This is a genomic window from Pseudomonas sp. 2995-1 (assembly GCF_002742505.1).
In the GTDB taxonomy this organism is placed as follows: domain Bacteria; phylum Pseudomonadota; class Gammaproteobacteria; order Pseudomonadales; family Pseudomonadaceae; genus Aquipseudomonas; species Aquipseudomonas sivasensis.
In genome coordinates this window covers 144,857-165,482 of the sequence record NZ_LJSA01000250.1, presented here as the reverse complement: position 1 = coordinate 165,482, position 20,626 = coordinate 144,857, and the positions used below count along the sequence as shown (strand labels likewise).

At 60.5% G+C, this 20,626-nt stretch carries 19 protein-coding genes; 8 read left to right on the top strand and 11 right to left on the bottom strand.

Going from position 1 to position 20,626, the window contains the following annotated elements:
- Positions 1-34: 34 nt before the first annotated feature.
- The 7 genes from pcaG to pcaR all read right to left on the bottom strand — a co-directional run bounded on the left by pcaG (position 35) and on the right by pcaR (position 6,680).
- Positions 35-601, bottom strand: coding sequence for a protocatechuate 3,4-dioxygenase subunit alpha (gene pcaG, locus AOA61_RS05565; protein ID WP_032891545.1), 567 nt, complete (start codon positions 599-601; stop codon positions 35-37).
- A gap of 1 nt (position 602) precedes the next feature.
- Positions 603-1,307 (bottom strand): protocatechuate 3,4-dioxygenase subunit beta, encoded by a 705-nt coding sequence (gene pcaH / locus AOA61_RS05560; RefSeq protein ID WP_099601304.1) that lies wholly within the window; start codon positions 1,305-1,307, stop codon positions 603-605.
- A 17-nt stretch (positions 1,308-1,324) separates the two neighbouring features.
- Positions 1,325-2,527 carry a 3-oxoadipyl-CoA thiolase gene (gene pcaF, locus AOA61_RS05555; RefSeq protein WP_178075182.1) on the bottom strand — a complete coding sequence of 401 codons (1,203 nt, stop codon included), beginning with the start codon at positions 2,525-2,527 and terminating at the stop codon, positions 1,325-1,327.
- Positions 2,524-3,303 (bottom strand): CoA-transferase subunit beta, encoded by a 780-nt coding sequence (locus AOA61_RS05550; protein ID WP_032891547.1) that lies wholly within the window; start codon positions 3,301-3,303, stop codon positions 2,524-2,526. Before AOA61_RS05550 ends, pcaF begins: the two co-directional genes overlap by 4 nt.
- Positions 3,303-4,160, bottom strand: a complete 858-nt coding sequence (locus tag AOA61_RS05545) for a CoA transferase subunit A (protein ID WP_099601302.1) — start codon at positions 4,158-4,160, stop codon at positions 3,303-3,305. The genes AOA61_RS05550 and AOA61_RS05545 overlap by 1 nt, the downstream gene beginning before the upstream one ends.
- A 191-nt stretch (positions 4,161-4,351) precedes the next feature.
- Positions 4,352-5,692 (bottom strand): MFS transporter, encoded by a 1,341-nt coding sequence (locus AOA61_RS05540; RefSeq protein ID WP_099601301.1) that lies wholly within the window; start codon positions 5,690-5,692, stop codon positions 4,352-4,354.
- A gap of 145 nt (positions 5,693-5,837) precedes the next feature.
- On the bottom strand, positions 5,838-6,680 hold the full coding sequence (pcaR, locus tag AOA61_RS05535) for a pca regulon transcriptional regulator PcaR (protein WP_032891554.1): 843 nt from the start codon (positions 6,678-6,680) through the stop codon (positions 5,838-5,840).
- A gap of 569 nt (positions 6,681-7,249) precedes the next feature.
- Between pcaR and AOA61_RS05530 the strand changes: the two genes are divergently transcribed.
- Positions 7,250-7,450 (top strand): hypothetical protein, encoded by a 201-nt coding sequence (locus AOA61_RS05530; RefSeq protein WP_003172389.1) that lies wholly within the window; start codon positions 7,250-7,252, stop codon positions 7,448-7,450.
- Between the two features lie 312 nt (positions 7,451-7,762).
- On the top strand, positions 7,763-9,238 hold the full coding sequence (locus AOA61_RS05525) for an inorganic phosphate transporter (protein WP_099601300.1): 1,476 nt from the start codon (positions 7,763-7,765) through the stop codon (positions 9,236-9,238).
- A 177-nt stretch (positions 9,239-9,415) separates the two neighbouring features.
- On the opposite strand, the gene ccoM is transcribed toward AOA61_RS05525, so the two are convergent.
- Together ccoM and AOA61_RS31480 are read right to left on the bottom strand one after the other, a co-directional pair.
- The gene (gene ccoM / locus AOA61_RS32480) at positions 9,416-9,532 is read right to left on the bottom strand and encodes a cytochrome c oxidase subunit CcoM (RefSeq protein WP_017530457.1); all 117 of its coding nucleotides are present in this window, start codon (positions 9,530-9,532) and stop codon (positions 9,416-9,418) included.
- Positions 9,533-9,675: 143 nt separating this feature from the next.
- A complete protein-coding gene (locus tag AOA61_RS31480) occupies positions 9,676-9,837 on the bottom strand; it encodes a hypothetical protein (protein WP_095184037.1) in 162 nt (53 codons plus the stop codon).
- Between the two features lie 133 nt (positions 9,838-9,970).
- Here AOA61_RS31480 and AOA61_RS05515 point away from each other — a divergent pair, with 133 nt between their 5' ends.
- From AOA61_RS05515 to AOA61_RS05505, 3 genes are all read left to right on the top strand, one after another.
- Complete coding sequence (locus AOA61_RS05515; RefSeq protein ID WP_099601299.1) at positions 9,971-10,843, top strand: LysR substrate-binding domain-containing protein; 873 nt, start codon at positions 9,971-9,973, stop codon at positions 10,841-10,843.
- 91 nt (positions 10,844-10,934) lie between these two features.
- On the top strand, positions 10,935-11,405 hold the full coding sequence (locus AOA61_RS05510) for a RidA family protein (RefSeq protein WP_099601298.1): 471 nt from the start codon (positions 10,935-10,937) through the stop codon (positions 11,403-11,405).
- On the top strand, positions 11,402-12,583 hold the full coding sequence (locus tag AOA61_RS05505) for an aminotransferase class V-fold PLP-dependent enzyme (RefSeq protein ID WP_099601297.1): 1,182 nt from the start codon (positions 11,402-11,404) through the stop codon (positions 12,581-12,583). Before AOA61_RS05510 ends, AOA61_RS05505 begins: the two co-directional genes overlap by 4 nt.
- Here the strand turns inward: AOA61_RS05505 and AOA61_RS05500 are convergent.
- The gene (locus AOA61_RS05500) at positions 12,580-12,921 is read right to left on the bottom strand and encodes a hypothetical protein (protein ID WP_032891563.1); all 342 of its coding nucleotides are present in this window, start codon (positions 12,919-12,921) and stop codon (positions 12,580-12,582) included. The two genes, AOA61_RS05505 and AOA61_RS05500, sit on opposite strands and share 4 nt — an antisense overlap.
- 218 nt (positions 12,922-13,139) lie before the next feature.
- On the opposite strand from AOA61_RS05500, the gene rapA reads away from it, so the two are divergent.
- Positions 13,140-15,986, top strand: coding sequence for an RNA polymerase-associated protein RapA (gene rapA, locus AOA61_RS05495; RefSeq protein WP_099601296.1), 2,847 nt, complete (start codon positions 13,140-13,142; stop codon positions 15,984-15,986).
- A 183-nt stretch (positions 15,987-16,169) separates the two neighbouring features.
- On the opposite strand, the gene AOA61_RS05490 is transcribed toward rapA, so the two are convergent.
- A complete protein-coding gene (locus AOA61_RS05490; protein WP_032891565.1) occupies positions 16,170-17,516 on the bottom strand; it encodes an MFS transporter in 1,347 nt (448 codons plus the stop codon).
- A gap of 252 nt (positions 17,517-17,768) precedes the next feature.
- On the opposite strand from AOA61_RS05490, the gene AOA61_RS05485 reads away from it, so the two are divergent.
- Both AOA61_RS05485 and AOA61_RS05480 read left to right on the top strand, forming a co-directional pair.
- Complete coding sequence (locus AOA61_RS05485; protein WP_099601295.1) at positions 17,769-18,134, top strand: YkgJ family cysteine cluster protein; 366 nt, start codon at positions 17,769-17,771, stop codon at positions 18,132-18,134.
- 138 nt (positions 18,135-18,272) lie between these two features.
- Positions 18,273-20,537 carry a bifunctional diguanylate cyclase/phosphodiesterase gene (locus AOA61_RS05480; RefSeq protein WP_099601294.1) on the top strand — a complete coding sequence of 755 codons (2,265 nt, stop codon included), beginning with the start codon at positions 18,273-18,275 and terminating at the stop codon, positions 20,535-20,537.
- The last annotated feature ends 89 nt before the right edge of the window (positions 20,538-20,626 follow it).

Below are 20,626 nucleotides of genomic sequence, written 5' to 3'. Positions count from 1 at the left end.
GGGGCTTGCCCCCGATGGGGCCCTGACAAGCGACTCAGTAGTCGAAGAACACCGTCTCCTTATCTGTCCCCTGCAAAATCACATTCCACTGATACACACCGTCAGCATCCTGCTTGGCAATCAAGGTGCTACGACGCTCGGCAGGCACGCATGCCAGCAAGGCGTCATCCCCATTCAACGCCTCACCGTCAAAATAAATCCGCGTGAGCAAGTGCTTCACCAAGCCACGGGCAAACACCAGCACTACCAAATGCGGCGCCTGGGTCGTGCCCTTGAGCCCCGGCACGCTGCCCGGCTTGATCGTGGTAAAGCGAAAACGCCCTTCGGCGTCCACCGGCACCCGACCGAAACCCTCGAAGTTGGGATCGACGGCCTTGTCCTGGTCATCTTCCGGGTGGTCGTATTTGCCGGCGGCGTTGGCCTGCCAGACTTCGAGCATGGCGTCGTTGACCACATCACCGTTGCCATCCACCACTTGCCCGCTGATCGCCACGCGCTCACCAAGGGTGGCGGCGACGGTCAGGTCTTCGCGGTTCAGCCAGGTCAGGCCAATGTGGTAGTACGGCCCGACGGTGTGGGACGTGGTTGCGTAAAGGCTCATCTCATTTCTCCATCGGCGTGGCGTCGCGGCCGCGCAGGACGATGTCCCAGCGGTAGCCGAGGGCATAGGAAGGAATGGTTTTTTCCAGGTCGAAACTGGAGATCAGGCGCTGCTTGGCCGAAGTGTCCGGCACACAGTTGTAGATCGGGTCGTATTCCAGCAGCGGGTCGCCAGGGAAATACATCTGCGTGACCAAGCGCGTCAGCACGCTGGGGCCGAACAGCGAAAAGTGGATATGCGCCGGGCGCCACGCGTTGTGGTGATTGCCCCATGGGTAAGCGCCGGGCTTGATGGTCTGGAACTGATACCAGCCATCGGCGTCGGTGACGGTACGGCCGGTGCCGGTGAAGTTCGGGTCCAGCGGCGCGTCGTGCAGGTCACGCTTGTGGTTGTAGCGGCCGGCGGCGTTGGCCTGCCAGATCTCCACCAGAATGCCCGGCACCGGCAAACCGTTTTCGTCCAGTACACGCCCATGGATGATGATGCGTTCGCCCTGGGGCTCGCCTTCATGCTGGGCGGTGAGGTCGTTGTCTTTCTCGTTGATCCGCTCGGCGCCGATGGTCGGGCCGGTGATTTCCGACAAGGAATGGGGCAGGAACACCAACGGCTGTGACGGCGAACGCAAGTTCGTCGACTGGTAGGCCGGGTGCAGGTAATCAGGTTGGGTGCCCGCTTGCGGGCGCCGGTAACCGGGCTTGTCACTCATGGAGCAATCCTCTCTTATTAGATGCGTTCAATCGCCAGGGCCAACCCTTGGCCGACGCCGACACACATGGTCGCCAGGCCTTTACGGCCACCGGTTTTTTCCAACTGATGCAAGGCTGTCAGTACCAACCGCGCACCGCTCATGCCCAACGGGTGACCGAGGGCGATGGCGCCGCCGTTCGGATTGACCTGGGGCGCGTCGTCGGCAATACCCAATTCGCGCAGTACCGCCAGGCCTTGGCTGGCGAAAGCTTCGTTGAGTTCGATCACGTCAAAGTCGGTGACCGCCAACCCCAGGCGTTCCACCAGCTTGCGCACCGCTGGCACCGGACCGATGCCCATCACACGCGGGGCGACACCGGCGCTGGCCATGCCCAACACGCGGGCACGCGCCGTCAGGCCGTGTTTCTTGACCGCTTCGGCGGACGCCAGAATCAGCGCCGCCGCACCATCGTTCACACCTGAAGCATTACCGGCGGTGACGGTCTTGTCAGGGCCGTTGACCGGCTTGAGTTTGGTCAGGGCTTCCAGGGTGGTGTCTCGTGGATGCTCATCGTGCTCGACCACGGTTTCGCCTTTTTTATGGGCAACCCTTACCGGCACGATTTCTTCGGCAAAAAAGCCCGCAGCCTGAGCGGCCGCCGTGCGTTGCTGGCTGCGCAGGGCGAAGGCGTCCTGATCAGCACGTGAAACCTGGTAATCATCGGCGACGTTATCGGCGGTCTGCGGCATCGCGTCCACGCCGTACTGGGCTTTCATCAAGGGGTTGATAAAGCGCCAGCCGATGGTGGTGTCTTCCAGCTTCATGTTGCGCGAAAACGCCGCGTCAGCCTTGCCCATCACGAACGGCGCACGGGACATCGACTCAACGCCCCCGGCAATCGTCAGCTCCATTTCGCCGCTGGCGATGGCGCGAAAGGCGGTGCCAATGGCGTCCATGCCCGAGGCGCACAAACGGTTAAGGGTCACGCCCGGAATGCTTCCCGGCAGACCCGCCAGCAACAGCGCCATGCGGGCGACGTTGCGGTTGTCTTCACCGGCCTGGTTGGCGCAGCCGAGGAACACCTCATCCACCGCGCTCCAGTCCACCGACGGATTACGCTCCATCAGCGCCTTGATCGGCAATGCCGCCAGGTCATCGGCGCGTACGGTGGACAGGCCACCGCCAAAGCGGCCGATGGGGGTGCGAATGGCATCACAAATAAATACGTCGCGCATCAGGCTTCTCCCGGTGCTTGGCCGTGGGCGGCAGCGGTGCGGGCTTCGAGATCACGCAGGGCGGTCAACTCGACCTCGGTCGGCTCGGCGGTGGTGCTGACTTGGTCGGCAAAGCGAATCGCCCAACCGGTAGCGGCCACCACTTGCTCGCGGGTCACGCCAGGGTGCAGCGCGGTGACCACGAATTCATGGGTGCCCTCTTCCGGCTCCATGATGCACAGGTCGGTAATGATTCCGACAGGACCGGCACCCGGCAGGCCCAGGCGTTTACGTGAATCGCCGCCCTCGCCGTGGCCGACTGAGGTAATGAAGTCCAGCTTGTCCACAAACGAACGGGACGACTGCTTGAGGATAATCAGCACGCTCTTGGCGGAGCCGGCGATTTCCGGCGCGCCACCGGCACCCGGCAGGCGTACTTTGGGCTGGTGATAGTCACCGACCACGGTGGTGTTGATGTTGCCGAAACGGTCGACTTGAGCTGCACCGAGAAAGCCAACGTCGATACGTCCGCCTTGCAGCCAGTAGCGAAAAATCTCACCGGTTGGCACCACGGTGTCAGCGGTTTCCGCCAGTTCGCCATCACCAATGGACAGCGGCAGTACCGAGGGCTTGGCGCCAATCGGGCCGGACTCGTAGATCAACACCACATCGGGCGATGAGGTCAGGCGCGCCAGGTTGGCCGCTTTGGATGGCAGGCCGATGCCGACAAAGCACACCGAGCCGTTCTTGAGGCGGCGCGCGGCGGCGACGGTCATCATTTCATTGGTCGAGTAAGCCATTACTTGGCCTCCTGCGCGGTGGCCAACTTGGCCTGGTATTCACTGAAATCGGCAGTGCCGTGGATGTATTCGTCGATCCAGGCGGTAAACGTCCCACGGTCGCGGGCAATCGGATCCCACGCCTGGTAGAAGCGGTTGTCGCGCTCGTTGTAACCGTGGGCGTAGGACGGATGCGCGCCGCCGGGTACGTGGCACACAGCAGTCAGGGCCCAGGTGGGCAACACGCAGCTGTTCATCGGTGCATTCAGGTCGTCGACAATTTCTTCAACGGTGACGATGCAACGCTTGGCCGCCAACGCCGCTTCTTTCTGCACACCGAGAATCCCCCAGAGCAGCACATTGCCCTTGCGGTCGGCCTTTTGCGCGTGGATCACCGTGATGTCCGGACGCACCGACGGCACCGCCGCCAGCACTTCGCAGGTGAACGGGCATGTCACGCTTTTGATCAATGGGTTGACTTTGGGCAGGTCGGAACCGGCGTAGGCACGCAGTACCGCGAACGGCAGGCCAGAGGCGCCGGCGACGTAGGCATTGGCCAGGTCGGCGTGGCTGTGTTCTTCGATTTCCAACGGTTGTGGCCATTGCTTCTCGACTGCGTCACGCAGGCGATGCAGGGAGCCCACGCCCGGGTTGCCGCCCCAGGAGAAAATCAGCTTGCGTGCGCAGCCGGCACCGATCAACTGGTCGTAGATTAGGTCAGGCGTCATACGCACCAGCGTCAGGTCTTTCTTGCCCTGACGAATGATTTCATGGCCTGCGGCGGTAGGGATCAGGTGGGTGAAGCCTTCGAGAGCGACGGTATCGCCGTCGTTCACGAAACGCTTGACCGCATCACGCAGGGTGAGAATTTCAGCCATGGGGTTGGGCTCCCGGTGTTGATCGAAAAAGGCGCTGAGGTGGCGCCGAAGTGCTTGAAGATTAAGCTGGGGAAATGAGCCAAACAATCCGATAATCGACTCAGCGTTCGATTATCGAACATATTGTTGTCTAGCTAATCTTCTGGTTTGAGAGGGCGCTTGCCCTCTCCCAGCTTAGAAACCTGCCAAGCTCAGGTGGCATCCGCATGGCTGACCATGCCCTTGATCACCACCGCCGTCGTGGCCACAGCGGCCGGGATCACCAGGGCGGTGAGCACCTGCTCAAAGTTCCAGCCCAGGCCCAGCAAGGTGGCGCCCATCCAGGCGCCGAGGATCGCGCCGAAGCGGCCGATGCCGAGCATCCACGACACGCCGGTGGCGCGGCCTTGGGTCGGATAAAAGCGCGCCGCCAGGGACGGCATCGCCGATTGCGCGCCGTTGACGCACATTCCGGCGATCAGCACCAACGTCGCCAGCACGGTGATATTGCCCAGGCTCTGACCTACCGCATAGGCAAACACCCCGGCCAGCAGGTAAAAGATGCCGATGACTTTGTGGGGATTGAACCTGTCCATCGCCCAGCCCACGCCGACGGCGCTTAACACCCCACCGAACTGGAACAACGCGCCAATAAACGCGGCCTGCTCCATGCTCGCGCCACTGTCACGCATCAGCGTCGGCAACCAACTGGTGAGCAAGTACACGATCACCAGGCCCATGAAGTAGGTGAGCCACAGCAGCAAGGTCCCGGCGCTATAAGTGCCGGAGAAGATCACCGCGAACACGTTGCGGGCTTTGACGGTTTTTTGTTCGGGCACGCTGAAGGCGGTGGCCTGGGCGACGATGTTGGGCTCGATGGGTGACAAGGTTTTGCGCACCTTATCGGTGCCGCGGTTGCGCACCACCAAGTAACGCGCCGACTCCGGCAGCCAGAGCAGCAGCACCACCACTAGGACCAGCGGCAGGATGCCGCCGATCATCAATAACGCGTGCCAGCCGAACGCCGGGATCAGTTTGGCCGAGATAAACCCGCCACCGGCCATACCCAGATTGAAACCGCAGAACATGCTGGTCACCAGCAGCGACTTGTGGCGCTCGGGGGTGTACTCGGACAGCAGCGTGGTGGCATTAGGCATGCCTGCTCCAAGGCCCAGCCCTGTGAGGAAACGCAGCACCAGCAACTGGTCGACGTTGCTGCTGTAGGCCGAAGCCAGGCTGAACGCGCCAAACACCAAAACCGCGCCGACCAGCACGACTTTACGACCGAAACGGTCGGCCAGCGGGCCCGAACCTAACGCGCCGAACACCATGCCGATCAACGCGGCGCTCATCACCGGACCAAGGCTGGCGCGGTCGATGCCCCAGTCCTGGGACAGCGCAGGCGCAATAAAGCCCATGGCGGCGGTGTCGAGGCCATCAAGGAAGACAATCAGGAAACACAGGATAACCACGCGCCACTGATAGCGTGACAGTGGCTGGGTGTTGATGAAGGACTGCACGTCCAGCGTGGTACCGACAGAAGGCTGATTCATTATTTTTATTCCACACCGAGGGCGGGCCAACGACCTGGGGTCGTCATTATTATTGGGGCGCCCTTAAGAGCGCTGCCGCACAGTAATAAGCCGGGGGAAATAGCGTCAATTGATCAAGCCGGGATCTGTGCGGTCACCGAACACCTTAGGCAAACAACTGCGCACTCAGCTCACGGCTGGCGCTGAGCATGCTCGGCAGGAAGCGCTGTTCCAGCTCGCTGCGGCTGACGCGTCCGGCATGGGTACTGACGTTGAGCGCCGCCAATACTTGGCCAGACGCGTCATACACCGGCACGGCGATGGAGCGCAGGCCTTGCTCCAGTTCCTGGTCGACGATGCACCAACCCTGCTGACGCACTTGTTGCAGGCATTCGAACAGGGCTTCGGGAGTGGTGAGGGTGCGGCTGGTCTTGATTTGCAGGTCCGCGTGGTCGAGGTAATCCTGCAGCGAGGCGTCGTCCAGCGCCGCGAGCAGGATGCGGCCCATGGACGTGCAATAGGCCGGCAAACGCCCGCCCACCGACAGGTCCACGGAAATCAGGCGTTGGGTGGTGGCCGAACGGGCGATATAGAGGATGTCGTCGCCTTCGAGGGTCGCCATATTGCAGGCTTCGTGCAGTTGTTCACTCATGCGGTCCAGATATGGCTGGGCCGACACCGCCAATGGCGTGGACGACAGGTAGGCATGGCCGAGGGTCAGTACTTTGGGCAACAAGGAATAGGTACGCCCATCGGTGGTGGCGTAGCCAAGTTTGATCAGGGTATGCAGGCAACGACGCACAGCGGCGCGGGGAATTTCGGTGCGATGGCTGATTTGGGCAATCGTCAGGTGGCGTTTGCGCTCCTGGAATGCCTGCACCACGGCCAGGCCACGGGCCAGGGACGTCATGAAGTCCGGGTCACCGGTAAACGCCTGGATACGCTTGGCCGGCGAGGCAACGATCGGCGGCGCCACTGAGGCGAAAGAGTTGCGCAATTGATCGTTCATCTCAGGTTCCTTTCTCTTATTGTCAACCGCAGGGATTGGGCAGGTATTACAAGCCGCACCGACCGATCTGCACAAGGCAGGGCCGGCAACATTGGGCGATTATCGGACGATCATGCGATTATCGCAATTTGGGGCGTACCTGAGCGACCGGCCTCGCGATGGCGCCTTGGCAAAGTAAAGTTACGGTGAAAGGCTTGAACCTTTAGTTGCTTGTTGAATTTATGGCGCCAGAATCTCAGCAACTACTCACGTGTGCGTGTAACAAAACGCTCACACAAAGTTGACGCTTTTCAACTTTATGCCGATAGTGTTATTCAAATGCGCCGCTATAATGCACCCTGTGCGGAGGTCAGCCCGGTTTTACTTTCGGGGCCAGAGCTCGCCAGGCCAGGCACATGCAGTGCATGGACAGTCGCAACTACCTGCTTTGAATGACAGCCATAACCAACGGTTTCCAGTATCCGTTGTTCAAACTTGAACGCATCAACTGCTCAACTTTGAACAATCCGAGGGCGACATTCAGGCATAACGCTGCAGCGTAATTACACTCAACTCAATTAGGTAACAATGTGACGAAAGATGAACTGCGCGCGGAACTTGAGCGCCAGGAGCAACGTTACAAGGATGTTTACGGCGGGGAAGTCACCACCTACGCCGCCCAGCCTGAACCTGAACGCAAACCGTGGCGCAAGCGAGCCAGCCTGCTCGACCAGGCATTTGCCCAGGAAATCCAAAAGATTGAACAGGAACTCAAAGCCGAAGAGCCATAAGCGCTTCGGATTGAGCCTAGGGTTCGGCCCTGACTGCTGGCAGCTAGCCATCAGTCGGGCACCCTGAGTCCCACTCCCACCAGTAAAATTTCATACAAATGTTTCAAGGATGACGATTCGGTGACAAAACCGTGTCTTTTCAGCCCTGCACTTTATAAATCAAAGACTTGCTAAAGCCCCGAAAACCTTGGGATCGCCCGGTTTCGCCCCAGGCGTTTCAATGAAGATTGTTACCGACGAGCAGCTAATGCATCGATTACTGAGGTTTTCTGGCATAATCGCGCCCCCTTACGACCGGGTCAGAAAACCTTCATGATCGATTTATTCAGCGGACTGGATGCTTGGGTTCTAGTGAGCCTGTTGCTCGCCCTCGCCTTTGTCCTCGCCTTCGAGTTCATCAATGGCTTTCATGACACCGCTAACGCGGTGGCCACAGTCATCTATACCAAAGCCATGCCGCCGCATCTGGCCGTGTTCTTCTCCGGGGTGTTCAACTTCCTCGGCGTGTTGCTCGGTGGTGTCGGTGTCGCCTACGCCATCGTGCATCTGCTGCCGGTGGAGTTGCTGATCAATGTGAACACCGGCCATGGTTTGGCGATGGTCTTCTCGTTGTTAGCCGCGGCGATCACCTGGAACCTGGGCACCTGGTACTTCGGTATCCCTGCTTCCAGCTCCCACACCTTGATCGGTTCGATCCTCGGTGTCGGCCTGGCCAATGCCCTGATCAACGATATCCCCCTGGCTGACGGTGTGAACTGGCAGAAAGCTGTTGATATCGGCGCATCCCTGGTGTTCTCGCCAATGGCTGGCTTCCTGGTCGCAGCCCTGGTGCTGATCGGTCTGAAATGGTGGCGTCCGCTGTCGAAGATGCACAAGACTCCGGACCAGCGCCGCAAGCTCGACGACAAGAAGCACCCGCCGTTCTGGAACCGCCTGGTCCTGGTGATCTCCGCCATGGCCGTGAGTTTCGTGCACGGCTCCAACGATGGCCAGAAAGGCATCGGCCTGATCATGCTGGTGCTGATCGGCATCGTGCCGGCGCAGTTCGTACTCGACCTGGGCAGTACCACCTATCAGATCGAACGCACTCGCGACGCCACCGTGCATTTGAGCCAGTTCTACCAGCGCAATAACGCCACCCTCGGCGAATTCCTGGCCCTGGGCAAAAGCGTGAAAGACGATCTGCCGGGCAAGTTCCAGTGCAACCCGCAGCAGACCGAACCTACTATCAATGCGCTCGTCAGTACGCTGAAAGGTGTCTCCGACTACCATTCGCTGACTTCGGATCAGCGTATCGAAGTGCGTCGCTACCTGCTCTGCCTGGACGACACTGCGAAGAAAGTCGGCAAGCTGCCGGGCCTGGATGCGCGTGAGAAGTCCGACCTCGACAAACTGCGCAAAGACCTGACCGCCACCACCGAGTACGCGCCGTTCTGGGTGATCCTCGCCGTCGCACTGGCCTTGGGCCTGGGCACCATGGTGGGTTGGAAGCGTGTGGTACTGACCATCGGTGAGAAGATCGGCAAACAGGGCATGACGTATGCCCAGGGCATGTCGGCACAGATCACCACCGCTACCATGATTGGTTTTGCCAATATCTTCGCCCTGCCGGTGTCCACGACCCACGTGCTGTCTTCGGGCGTGGCCGGCACCATGGTCGCGAACAAAAGCGGCCTGCAAGGTGGAACGGTCAAGACCATCCTGATGGCCTGGGTGTTGACGTTGCCTGCGACTGTTGGGCTGTCGGCCGGGTTGTTCTGGTTGGCTTCCAAGGCGTTGGGTAGCTGATAGATTTGGGTTGGAAAAGAAGGCGTGATCCTGATGGGGGTTGCGCCTTTTTTTGGTTTTTTTGGCGGGGGACCTATCCGTTGCTGCAGCGACGGATATACACACAAAAACAACTCAAAAAAAAAGGCGACCGAAGTCGCCCAAAATGCCTTGCGTGCTCATGTAACCCGGAAAGACCTAAGGTTTTTTACGCTTGTTTGCGTCTTTCCAGATGAAGAATCCAAACCCTACAAAAAACAACACCATGAGGCTTACAGTCAGCACTCCGGCGAATACCACATTATCGATAAACATGACCGGCCTCCTGCACTTGCCCTGTTGCGATAGGGCTAAGTTACTGGAGAAGGCGGATTGAAAAATTGACGGGGATCAATGTCGCCCGCAACGGGGCGTAAAGAAGGGGACTAACTGACCTGCATCAACAGATGCAGGCCGTGTTAACGCTTTTTCGGTTTGTTCTTTGATTTTTTCTTGCCTTTGCCTAAAGGCATCGCGTGTTCAAACGCCTGGCGCACTTCATTCAGGCGTTTGTCATTGAGGTCATGTACGCGCTTGGCGCGTTCGGCATTCAGGTCGATCAGCTTGTCGTCATCACTCATGGCTTGTCTTACGTCGTGGCGAGTAGGGTCCAATAATGCGGGCTGCTGCGCCCGACGGCAAATCAGCGCGCGACAAATGGCAGGCCGTCGCCCAAAATCGGCACTTTCCGCACGACCCAGGAGGCGCACTCAGGTGGCTCTGCACAAGGATCTTCCACCGTTGCTGGCACTACGAGCCTTTGAAGCCGTGGCCCGCCACTTGAGTTTTATCAAGGCGGCGAGTGAGTTATCGGTTACCCAAAGCGCCCTAAGCCATCAGGTGCAAAAGCTCGAACAGCATCTGGGTAAACCGCTGTTTATCCGACGCACCCGCGCGATCGATCTGACCGCCGACGGGCAGCGTTACTACGATGAAATCCGCCCCGCCCTTGACGCCATCGCTGCCGCGACCCGCGCCCAACGGCAGCTACCCAGCGCCACTGTGTTGCGCATCGGCCTGCTGGCGTCTTTCGCCACCTTGTGGCTGGCCCCGCGCCTGGCGGGGTTTCTCAACCGCTATCCGCACATCCAGGTGGAGTTATTGCCAGCGATTCAACTGGCCAACGTCGCCGCCGCCGAAGTCGACCTGGCCATCCGTTACGGCAAAGGCGATTGGCCGGACGTGCGGGCCACGCGGCTGATGGCTGAAGTGATTTCACCGGTGTGCAGCCCGGCATTCAAGGCCAGTCAACTGCACAACGGCCCCTTGCTGATGGCAACCTCGCACCGGCCGTTCGAATGGACGGATTGGTCCCAGCATTATCAAGTCGACCTCGAACACCACCCGCGCGTCATGCTGCATGACTACAACATCGTGGTCGAAGCCGCCGTCGCCGGCCAGGGCATTGCCATGGGCCGTCACCGCCTGATCCAACGCCGGCTTCAGGACGGCAGCCTGGTTGAAGCCTTCGATTGGCCGCCCTACCACAGTGACATCGGCTATTGGCTGATCGCCCCCCAAGGTTCCACCGGTGAAGCGGCCGAGTGTTTCAGCCAATGGTTAAAGGAGGTCTGCGCTGACGCGTGAGTTATTTCGATACGTCGCGTGAGATCTATCCGTTTGTCGCAGCCTCCCCCGGACCAACATGCTCAAACCTCTTGAAATCAGAGGATTCAGCATGAGCAACTCCATCCGCCAACGCGTGCACGCCCTTGGCTTGACGCTGCCAGCCCCCAGCCAGCCGATTGCCAACTACATCAACCATGTCATCAGCCAGAACCAGCTGTTTATTTCCGGGCAGATCCCCCTGCTCGACGGCAAGCCTGCTTACCTCGGCAGACTGGGGGAATCCCTCAGCGAGGAAGACGGCACCCAGGCGGCAGAACTGGCTGCACTGAGCTTGCTCGCGCAATTGAGCGATGCCTTGGGCGACGACCTGTCGCGCTTGGTACGCACCCTGCGCCTGGGGGTGTTTATCGCCAGCAGCGCTGACTTCCAGCACCAGGGCGCGGTGGCGAACGGTGCGTCGAACCTGCTGGTGAATGCACTCGGCGAACAGGGCCGGCATGTGCGAACAGCGGTGGGTGTTGCCAGCCTGCCGGCCGGCGTGGCGGTGGAGGTTGACGCAATTTTCGAGTTGCAGCCGTGAGCCCGCTGGATATTCATCGATTAAGGGAGTCCACACCCGGCTGCCAATCGGGCCTCGTGCACTTCAACCATGCCGGCGCGTCCCTGCCAAGCCAGGCGACACTGGACGCCATCATCGACCAACTACAGCGCGAAGCCCGCGACGGTCCAATGGAGGCCGGTGAGCATGGCGCCATGCTAATGGAAAAAGCCCGCCACGCCGCCGCGCAACTGCTCAATGCGCCCGCCGCGTCCATAGCGTTTGCCAGCAGCGGCTCAACTGCCTGGAACATGGCGTTCCAAGCCTTGGGCGCGTGGCAACCCGGTGATCGCATTCTGGTGGGGCGCCACGAATGGGGCGGTAATCTGGCGAGCATGCAGCTGGCCGTGCAGGCGGGTGCACGGGTGGAAGTCATCCCCTGCGATGCAACCGGCGCGGTTTGCCCCGTGGCGCTGGCGTCAATGATCGATGTCCATGTAAAGCTGATCGACCTCACCTGGCTCCCGGCCAACGGCGGCCTGATCAACCCCGCCCAGGCCATCGGCGCAGTGGCCAAGCGTCATGGCATCCCCTACTTTGTCGACGCCGGCCAAGCCGTCGGCCAAGTGCCGGTGGATGTACAAGCGTTGCAGTGTGACGTACTCAAGTCGGCCGGTCGCAAACACCTGCGCGGGCCGCGAGGCACGGCGCTGCTGTATGTACGGCCGGACTTTCTCCAGCACCTGGACCCGGCCCAGCGTGACGTGCTTTCTGCCCCCTTGGCCGCAACCGGTTTCGACCTGCGCGACGACGCCAGGCGCTTTGAAACCAGCGAAGTGTCCTTCGCGCTGTTAGCGGGTTTGGGAAATGCGCTGCGCGAGATGAATCACCTGGGGATTGGGCGCGTATGGGAGCGCGTCGCACAGACCAGCACACAAATTCGCGAAGCTCTACGTGAGATTCCGGGGATTTCCCTACATGAACTGGGCACGCTTCAATCAGGGCTGATCGCTTTCAACCTCGCCGGCTGGGACGCCTTCGAACTCAAACGGCAATTGGGATTGAAGCGCATCAATATCGGCGCCAACGGCGTGGGCTACACCCCGCTGGATATGCAGGCGCGTGGCCTGGCAAGCGTTGCAAGAATCTCCGTCAGCCCCCTGAACAACGATCACGACATCAAGTCGCTGATGGCAGCCCTGCGGCAACTGAGCGCTTAAACTTCGACGTCAACCCACAAGCCCTGGCGCGGCGCGTCTTCGATCAACGGCACGACCGGTACGGTGTTGTCGGCATTGAGCAGGTCGCCCGGAATCGCCAGGTGCTGATCCGGGTTTTCATCGGCTTCGCGCCGACGTTTCTGTTGTTCCTGCTGGCGGCGTTGTTCCTCGCGCAGCAAAAAGGTCGACTGCTCGGCATCGCCCTTTTTCAGGTCGATCGTGCTTTCGTTGGAGCCCGCTTGCACAGGGACCACGGGCGGAATATCCGGTTTCTGGCGGACCGGGTCGAGTTGCGACGTAACCGGTACAACGCTGACGGGCAGCATGGGTGGCAGCATGATAGTTGTTCTCCTGTCAGCAGGCTGTCGGCGGACCGGGCGACGACTTGAGCACGGACTCGCCAACCTGTGACCCAGTCGACACTCGCAAGTGCCCGCCACCCGTCGATTCAGCGCTCGCCCCTGCACTCAAACGGAGTAGTTTTCGTCAGAGTCCTTTGGCTGAGGGCCTTGTTCCGTTAAGATAGTCGGCTTTTTCACGGCGGGAGTCAGGCAGCATGGCGCAGCAGTATCAACCGGGGCAACGCTGGATTAGTGACAGCGAAGCAGAGCTGGGGTTAGGCACCGTTCTGGCACAGGACGGCCGCTTGTTGACCGTGCTCTATCCGGCCACTGGCGACACTCGCCAGTATGCGCTACGGAATGCGCCCCTCACCCGCGTGAGGTTCTCGCCGGGTGACTCCATCACCCATTTCGAAGGCTGGAAAATGACCGTTCAGGAAGTCGACGACGTCGACGGTCTGTTGGTTTACCACGGCCTCAATGGGCAGAACGAGCAGGTCACCCTGCCGGAAACCCAACTCTCCAACTTCATCCAGTTCCGACTGGCCAGCGACCGTCTGTTCGCCGGCCAAATCGACCCGTTGGCGTGGTTCTCGCTGCGCTACCACACCCTGGAACACACCAGCCGCCAATTGCAGTCCTCGCTGTGGGGCCTGGGTGGCGTGCGTGCGCACCCCATTGCTCACCAACTGCATATCGCCCGTGAAGTCGCTGACCGTATCGCGCCGCGGGTATTGCTGGCGGACGAAGTAGGCCTGGGCAAGACCATCGAAGCCGGCCTGGTGATCCATCGCCAATTGCTGTCGGGCCGCGCCAACCGTGTGCTGATCCTGGTCCCGGAAAACCTGCAGCACCAGTGGCTGGTGGAAATGCGCCGCCGCTTCAACCTGCAAGTTGCGCTGTTCGACGAAGAACGCTTCATCGAAAGCGATGCCGCCAACCCGTTCGAAGACACCCAGTTGGCCCTGGTTGCACTGGAATGGCTGGTGGACGACGAGAAGGCCCAGGACGCGCTGTTCGCCGCCGGCTGGGACTTGCTGGTAGTCGATGAAGCCCACCACCTGGTCTGGCATGAAGAAAAAGCCAGCCCGGAATACACGCTGGTGGAGCAACTCGCCGAAGTGATCCCCGGCGTCCTGCTGCTCACCGCTACCCCGGAGCAACTGGGCCAGGACAGCCACTTCGCTCGCCTGCGCCTGTTGGACCCGAACCGATTCCACGACCTGCACGCCTTCCGCGCCGAGAGCGAGAACTATCGCCCGGTGGCCGAAGCCGTGCAGGAGCTGCTCGATAAGGGCCGCTTGTCACCGACCGCACACAAGACCATCCAAGGCTTCCTCGGCAACGAAGGCGAAGCGCTGCTCACCGCCGTCAACGATGGCGACGCAGAAGCCAGCGCGCGCCTGGTGCGTGAGCTGCTCGACCGCCACGGCACCGGCCGCGTGCTGTTCCGTAACACCCGTGCCGCCGTGCAGGGTTTCCCGGAGCGCAAGCTGCACGCCTACCCAATGCCGAACCCGGACGAATACCTGGAGTTGCCGCTGGGCGAACACGCCGAGCTGTACCCGGAAGTCAGCTTCCAGTCGCAACCGGACATCGATGAAGAAAACCGCTGGTGGCGCTTCGACCCGCGCGTCGAGTGGCTGATCGACCAGCTCAAAATGCTCAAGCGCACCAAAGTGCTGGTGATCTGCGCCCACGCCGAAACCGCCATGGACCTGGAAGACGCCCTGCGCGTGCGCTCCGGCATCCCGGCCACGGTGTTCCACGAGGGCATGAACATCCTCGAACGTGACCGCGCCGCCGCCTACTTTGCCGATGAAGAGTTTGGCGCACAGGTGCTGATCTGCTCGGAAATCGGCAGTGAAGGCCGCAACTTCCAGTTCTCCCACCACTTGGTACTGTTCGACCTGCCGTCCCACCCCGACCTGCTGGAACAGCGGATCGGTCGTCTGGACCGGATCGGCCAGAAGCATGTGATCGAACTGCACGTGCCGTACCTGGAAACCAGCCCGCAAGAGCGCCTGTTCCAGTGGTACCACGAAGCGCTGAACGCGTTCCTCAACACCTGCCCGACCGGCAACGCCTTGCAGCATCAGTTCGGCCCGCGCCTACTGCCGCTGCTGGAAAACGCCGACGACGGCGAGTGGCAAGCCCTGATCGACGAAGCCCGTGCCGAGCGCGAGCGCCTGGAGCAAGAGCTGCATACCGGTCGTGACCGTCTGCTGGAGCTCAACTCCGGCGGCGCTGGCGAAGGCGATGCGCTGGTTGAAGACATTCTTGAACAAGACGACCAGTTCGCCCTGCCGATCTATATGGAAACCCTGTTCGACGCATTCGGCATCGACAGCGAAGACCATTCGGAAAACGCGCTGATCCTCAAGCCCAGCGAAAAAATGCTCGACGCCAGCTTCCCCCTGGGCGACGACGAAGGTGTAACTATCACCTACGACCGTAACCAGGCACTGTCGCGCGAAGACATGCAGTTCATCACCTGGGAACACCCGATGGTGCAGGGCGGCATGGACCTGGTGCTGTCCGGTTCCATGGGCAATACCGCCGTGGCGCTGATCAAGAACAAGGCGCTCAAGCCGGGCACCGTGCTGCTGGAGCTGCTCTACGTCAGCGAAGTCGTCGCACCACGCGCACTGCAACTGGGTCGCTACCTGCCGCCGGCGGCACTGCGCTGCTTGCTGGATACCAACGGCAACGACCTGTCCGGCCGCGTCTCGTTCGAAACCCTGAACGACCAGCTGGAAAGCGTGCCACGGGCCAGCGCCAACAAGTTCGTGCAAGCCCAGCGCGATCAACTCACCCCGCGCATCAACGCCGGTGAAGAGAAGATCACTCCGCGCCACGCCGAACGTGTGGCCGAGGCCAAGCGTCGCCTGGCGGCAGACACCGACGAAGAACTGGCACGCCTGACCGCGTTGCAAGCGGTCAACCCGACCGTGCGTGACAGTGAGTTGGTTGCCCTGCGCAACCAACGCGAGCAAGGCCTGGCCATGCTCGACAAAGCGGCGCTGCGACTGGAAGCCATTCGGGTGTTGGTAGCGGGTTGATTACCGCCCTGCCCTGCTGAACAAGAAGGCCCGCGCAATGCGGGCCTTTTTTATTCGCTGGAGAACAGCGTTGGCTTTGCGGGCTTCATCGGGGGCAAGCCCCCTCCCACATTGATCAGTGGTCGACATAACAACTCGGTCAACTGTGGGAGGGAGCTTGCCCCCGGTGGAATCACCGCGGTTTCAAGCAGTCGCTGCCGCAGCCGGCACCTCAACCGCCATCAAGCCTTCCTTCATACGCTTGGCATCACGCACAAAACTGCGTGACGCCTGGAACAGAAACAACATCGTCAAAAACAGCGCCACCGGAATCAGGTACATGGCGTCGTGCAAGCCCACGGCTTTATAAGCCTCGGTCATCTGCGCAGCCCCATCGGCATACATCGCCGAATGGGCAAAGTGGTCGGACAGCCCGCCCACCACAATCGGCCCCATCCCGCCGCCGAGCAAGTACAACCCGGCAAAGAACAACGCCATCGCCGTGGCCCGCAGGCGCGGCTCGACCACGTCCTGGATCGCGGTGTACACGCAGGTGTAGAAGTTATACGCAAACAACCAGCCCACACTGAACAGGGCCACAAACACGCCGATCTCGATGCGCCCGGCATGCAATGCCCAGGCGGTGGTCACAGTGGAGATGATCAGGCTGAACGCCGCAAACAGCAGCCGGCCATTGGCAACACGTTGATGGATCTTGTCGGCAATCCAGCCCCCCAAGGTCAAGCCCACCAGGCCGGTCAACCCGACAATGACGCCAGTGGCGACCGCCGCGTCCTGCAGTGGCATAAGGAAATAGCGCTGCAGCATCGGCACCAGGAACGAGTTGCACGCGTAGGTGGCAAAGTTGAAGCACAGGCCAGCCAGCACCAGCCACAGGAAAGTCGGCACAGCCAGTACGCGGCGAATCGGGCGGTCGACGCGTTCCTGGGAGACTTGTACGGTTTCGGCGGCGCCGCGCTTGGGCTCCTTGATATAGAACATGAACACCGCAAGGATCATCCCCGGCACGGCGGCGATAAAGAACGGCGCGCGCCAGCTGTCGAAGGCCTTGACCATCCAGCCAATGGTAAAGAATGCCAGCAATAGGCCAAGCGGCAGGCCCAGCATGAAAATCCCCATGGCTCGAGCACGGCGGTGCGCCGGGAACAGATCGCCAATCAGCGAGTTGGCGGCAGGCGCATAACTGGCTTCACCGATACCGATGCCCATGCGCACCAGCAAGAATGTCCAGAAACTGCCGACCAAGCCGTTGACCGCCGTCAGGCCGCTCCACGCGAACAGGCCCCAGCCCATGAGTTTGCTGCGCGAGCCGGTATCGGCCATGCGCCCAAGCGGCAGGCCGGCAATGGCGTAGACGATAGTAAAAGCGGTGCCGATGATGCCGAGCTGGAAGTCGCTCAGGTGCCATTCCATGCGGATTGGCTCGATGATGATCGCCGGAATCGTGCGGTCGAAGAAGTTGAACAGGTTGGCCAGAAACAGCAGGAACAGAATGCGCCAGGCATTCGCCGCTTGGGTCGAGTTCTGCATGGGTCCGTCTCTTTTATTGTTATGAGAGCTGCGATGCCCGATGCATCCTGCCCGGTACCTGCAACATAGTCAGGCGAGCTCTGGTTGTCTGTAATGATTCGTAAAGCTGATAGGGCATGATTTCACCCGGTGCTGCGGGACTTCACCTACAAAAATATAAGTGCGCCACCCTCTTCCCAACGGCCATGGCGCGGATAGAATGGCGAGCCTTCCCGTAGCACCCCCTTCTTACCTTTCTTATCGATGACGCCCATGTCCGAAGCCAGTCCGTGTCTGAGTTGCGGTGCCTGCTGTTCACACTTCCGTGTGTCTTTCTTCTGGGGCGAGTGTGCCTCATCGGGGGGCACGGTGCCGGATGACCTAGTGGTGCAGATCAACCCGACCCGCGTGGCGATGATCGGGACTGATCAGAAGCCCGCACGCTGCTGCAGCCTTGAAGGTGAAGTCGGCAAAGGCACCAGTTGCTCAATATATGAGCTGCGTTCAAGCCCCTGCCGAGAGTTCGATGCGTCGTGGAGTCAGGGCGAACAGAACGTCGACTGCGATGCAGCCCGCGCTGCATTTGGCCTGCCGCCGTTGCAAGCGCCGTTCGAATTGGAACTGCCCATCAGCGCTTAGCATTAATCGCTATGGGTGGCATGCCAAAATCATTCAGAGCAAAGTGCCATTATCCCTGGCAAATCCTTCGAGGCTTCTATACTCGACCCCATAGGTCATTGCCGCAGGCTGTGACGTGACGCTATGACGGGACATGCTATGGAATGGCTGGGTCTGCACTTCTTTACCGATCTTCCAGCGAACGGGCACTTATTACTCAATTGCAGTCATAACCCTTTCCTGGTGTTGCTGGCCTATCTGGTGGCCTGTGCGGCGGGGTTCGGCACCCTGGACATGGCTGAACGCGTTGGCCATGTCGAAGATCCCACCGCACGCCGCCACTGGCGCTGTCTGGGTGCCGGCTGCCTGGCGGGTGGCATCTGGTCTACCCACTTCATCAGCATGCTGGCCTTCCAAGCCCCCATTGCGATTCACTACGAACTGATTACAACGTTCGCCTCGCTGCTGATCGCCCTGATCGCCTCGTTGTTCGCCATGAAAACCCTCAGTCATGCCAACCTGCGGTTCCACCAATACGTGCTGGCGTCGGTCTGGATGGGGTTTGGCATCGCGTTGATGCACTACGTCGGCATGTCAGCCATGCGCTCCCAGGCTCAGATGTATTTCGAGTCGGGGCTGTTCCTCGCTTCTGTGGGCATCGCCATGGGCGCCAGCCTTGCCGCGTTATTGCTGTCGAGTTACCTGCGCACCGGCACTGGGGTATTTCATCAACTGCTCAAATACGCCGCCAGCCTGGTGCTGGGCGCGGGCATTCTCAGCATGCACTTTACCGGCATGGCCGCGACGCAATTGATCGTGCCCACGGGTGCCGACCTTTCATTGCCGCTGGACAACAACCCGATCCAATTGGGCCTGTCGGTCGCCGTGATCACCCTGCTGGTAATCGGCAGCAGCATCAGCGCTGCTCTGGCGGACAAGAAACTGCAGCACAAGGAACGCGACCTGCGTCGGGTCAACGCACTGCTCAGCGAACTGGACCAGGCGCGCGCCTCTCTACAACAGGTAGCCCATTACGATGCTCTGACCAGCCTGCTCAATCGCCGGGGTTTCAATCAGATCTTTGCGGAGAAAATCGCCGAAAAAACCGCTTCAAACGGCATGATGGCGGTTATTTTCCTGGACATCGACCACTTCAAGCGCATCAACGACAGCCTCGGTCATGACGCCGGCGATCAATTGCTCACCGTACTCGCCAGCCATATCAAAGGCTCGGTGCGCAGCCATGCAGACGTGGTCGCCCGGTTTGGCGGCGATGAGTTCTGCATCCTGATCAGCGTCCACCACCGCGACGAAGCGCGGCACCTGGCCCAGCGCATCATGCAGAAAATGAAAGAGCCCATCGAACTGGCCGGCCGCCGCATGGTAATGACCACCAGCATCGGCATCAGCCTGTTTCCCGACGATGGCCTGACCTGCGAAGAGCTGCTCAAGACCGCCGACCTGGCGCTTTACCAGTCCAAGGATACGGGGCGTAACAGCCTGAACTTCTTCAGTTCCAACCTGAAGACCCGGGCCTTCCTCGAACTGCAATTGGAAGAAGAACTGCGCAGCGCCTTGCGCGCCCAGAACCAACTGGTGCTGTTCTACCAACCGATCTTTGACATGAAACTGGGCAAGGTCACGCGCCTGGAGGCCCTCGTGCGCTGGCAGCATCCGCAACATGGGCTGCTGGCACCGGACCGATTTATCGGCATTGCCGAAAGCAACGGACTGATCGCCGACCTCGACCACTGGGTACTGCGCCAGGCCTGCCATGACTTGAGCCTGCTAACCGACCGAGGCTATACCGACCTGACCATGGCGGTGAACTGCTCGGCCCTGAACCTGGCCCGCGATGAGCTGGCAGATGAGATAGAAGACGCCCTGCGCTTCAGCGGCATCGGCGCTAATCGCCTGGAGCTGGAAGTGACTGAAAATGCGCTGATGGGCAACATCAGCAGCACCCTGGCGCTGTTGCGGCAAATACGTTCGCTGGGCGTGTCGCTGGCCATCGACGATTTCGGCACCGGCTACTCCTCCCTCGCTTACCTCAAGCGCCTACCGCTCAACACCTTGAAGATTGATCGTTCGTTCATCCAGGACATTCCCAAATCGACCGCCGATATCGAGATCGTCCAGGCGATTATCGGCATGGCCCATACCCTGCACCTGCAGGTGGTGACCGAAGGCGTGGAAACCCATGCCCAGTTCGAACTGCTGCTCCAACACGGCTGTGATTACGTCCAGGGTTACCTGCTGAGCCCAGCAGTGGCCGCCAGTGACATCATCAGCGTTATGCAGGGCATCGACATACGCAACCCGCTTTATTCGTTGAGCATGGCAGCCACCAAAGACACCATCGCGCCGAGAGAACCTGCCCCGGGCCGACCTGGGCCCACCTCTATCGTCAGGCCAATTCGCTGACGCCGACTCTTTGGCAGTTCGCCATCATTCATCTAAAGATTCCCGACGAACGGCCGATTCATCAGAGTCCGGCCAGGTTTTCCCTGAGA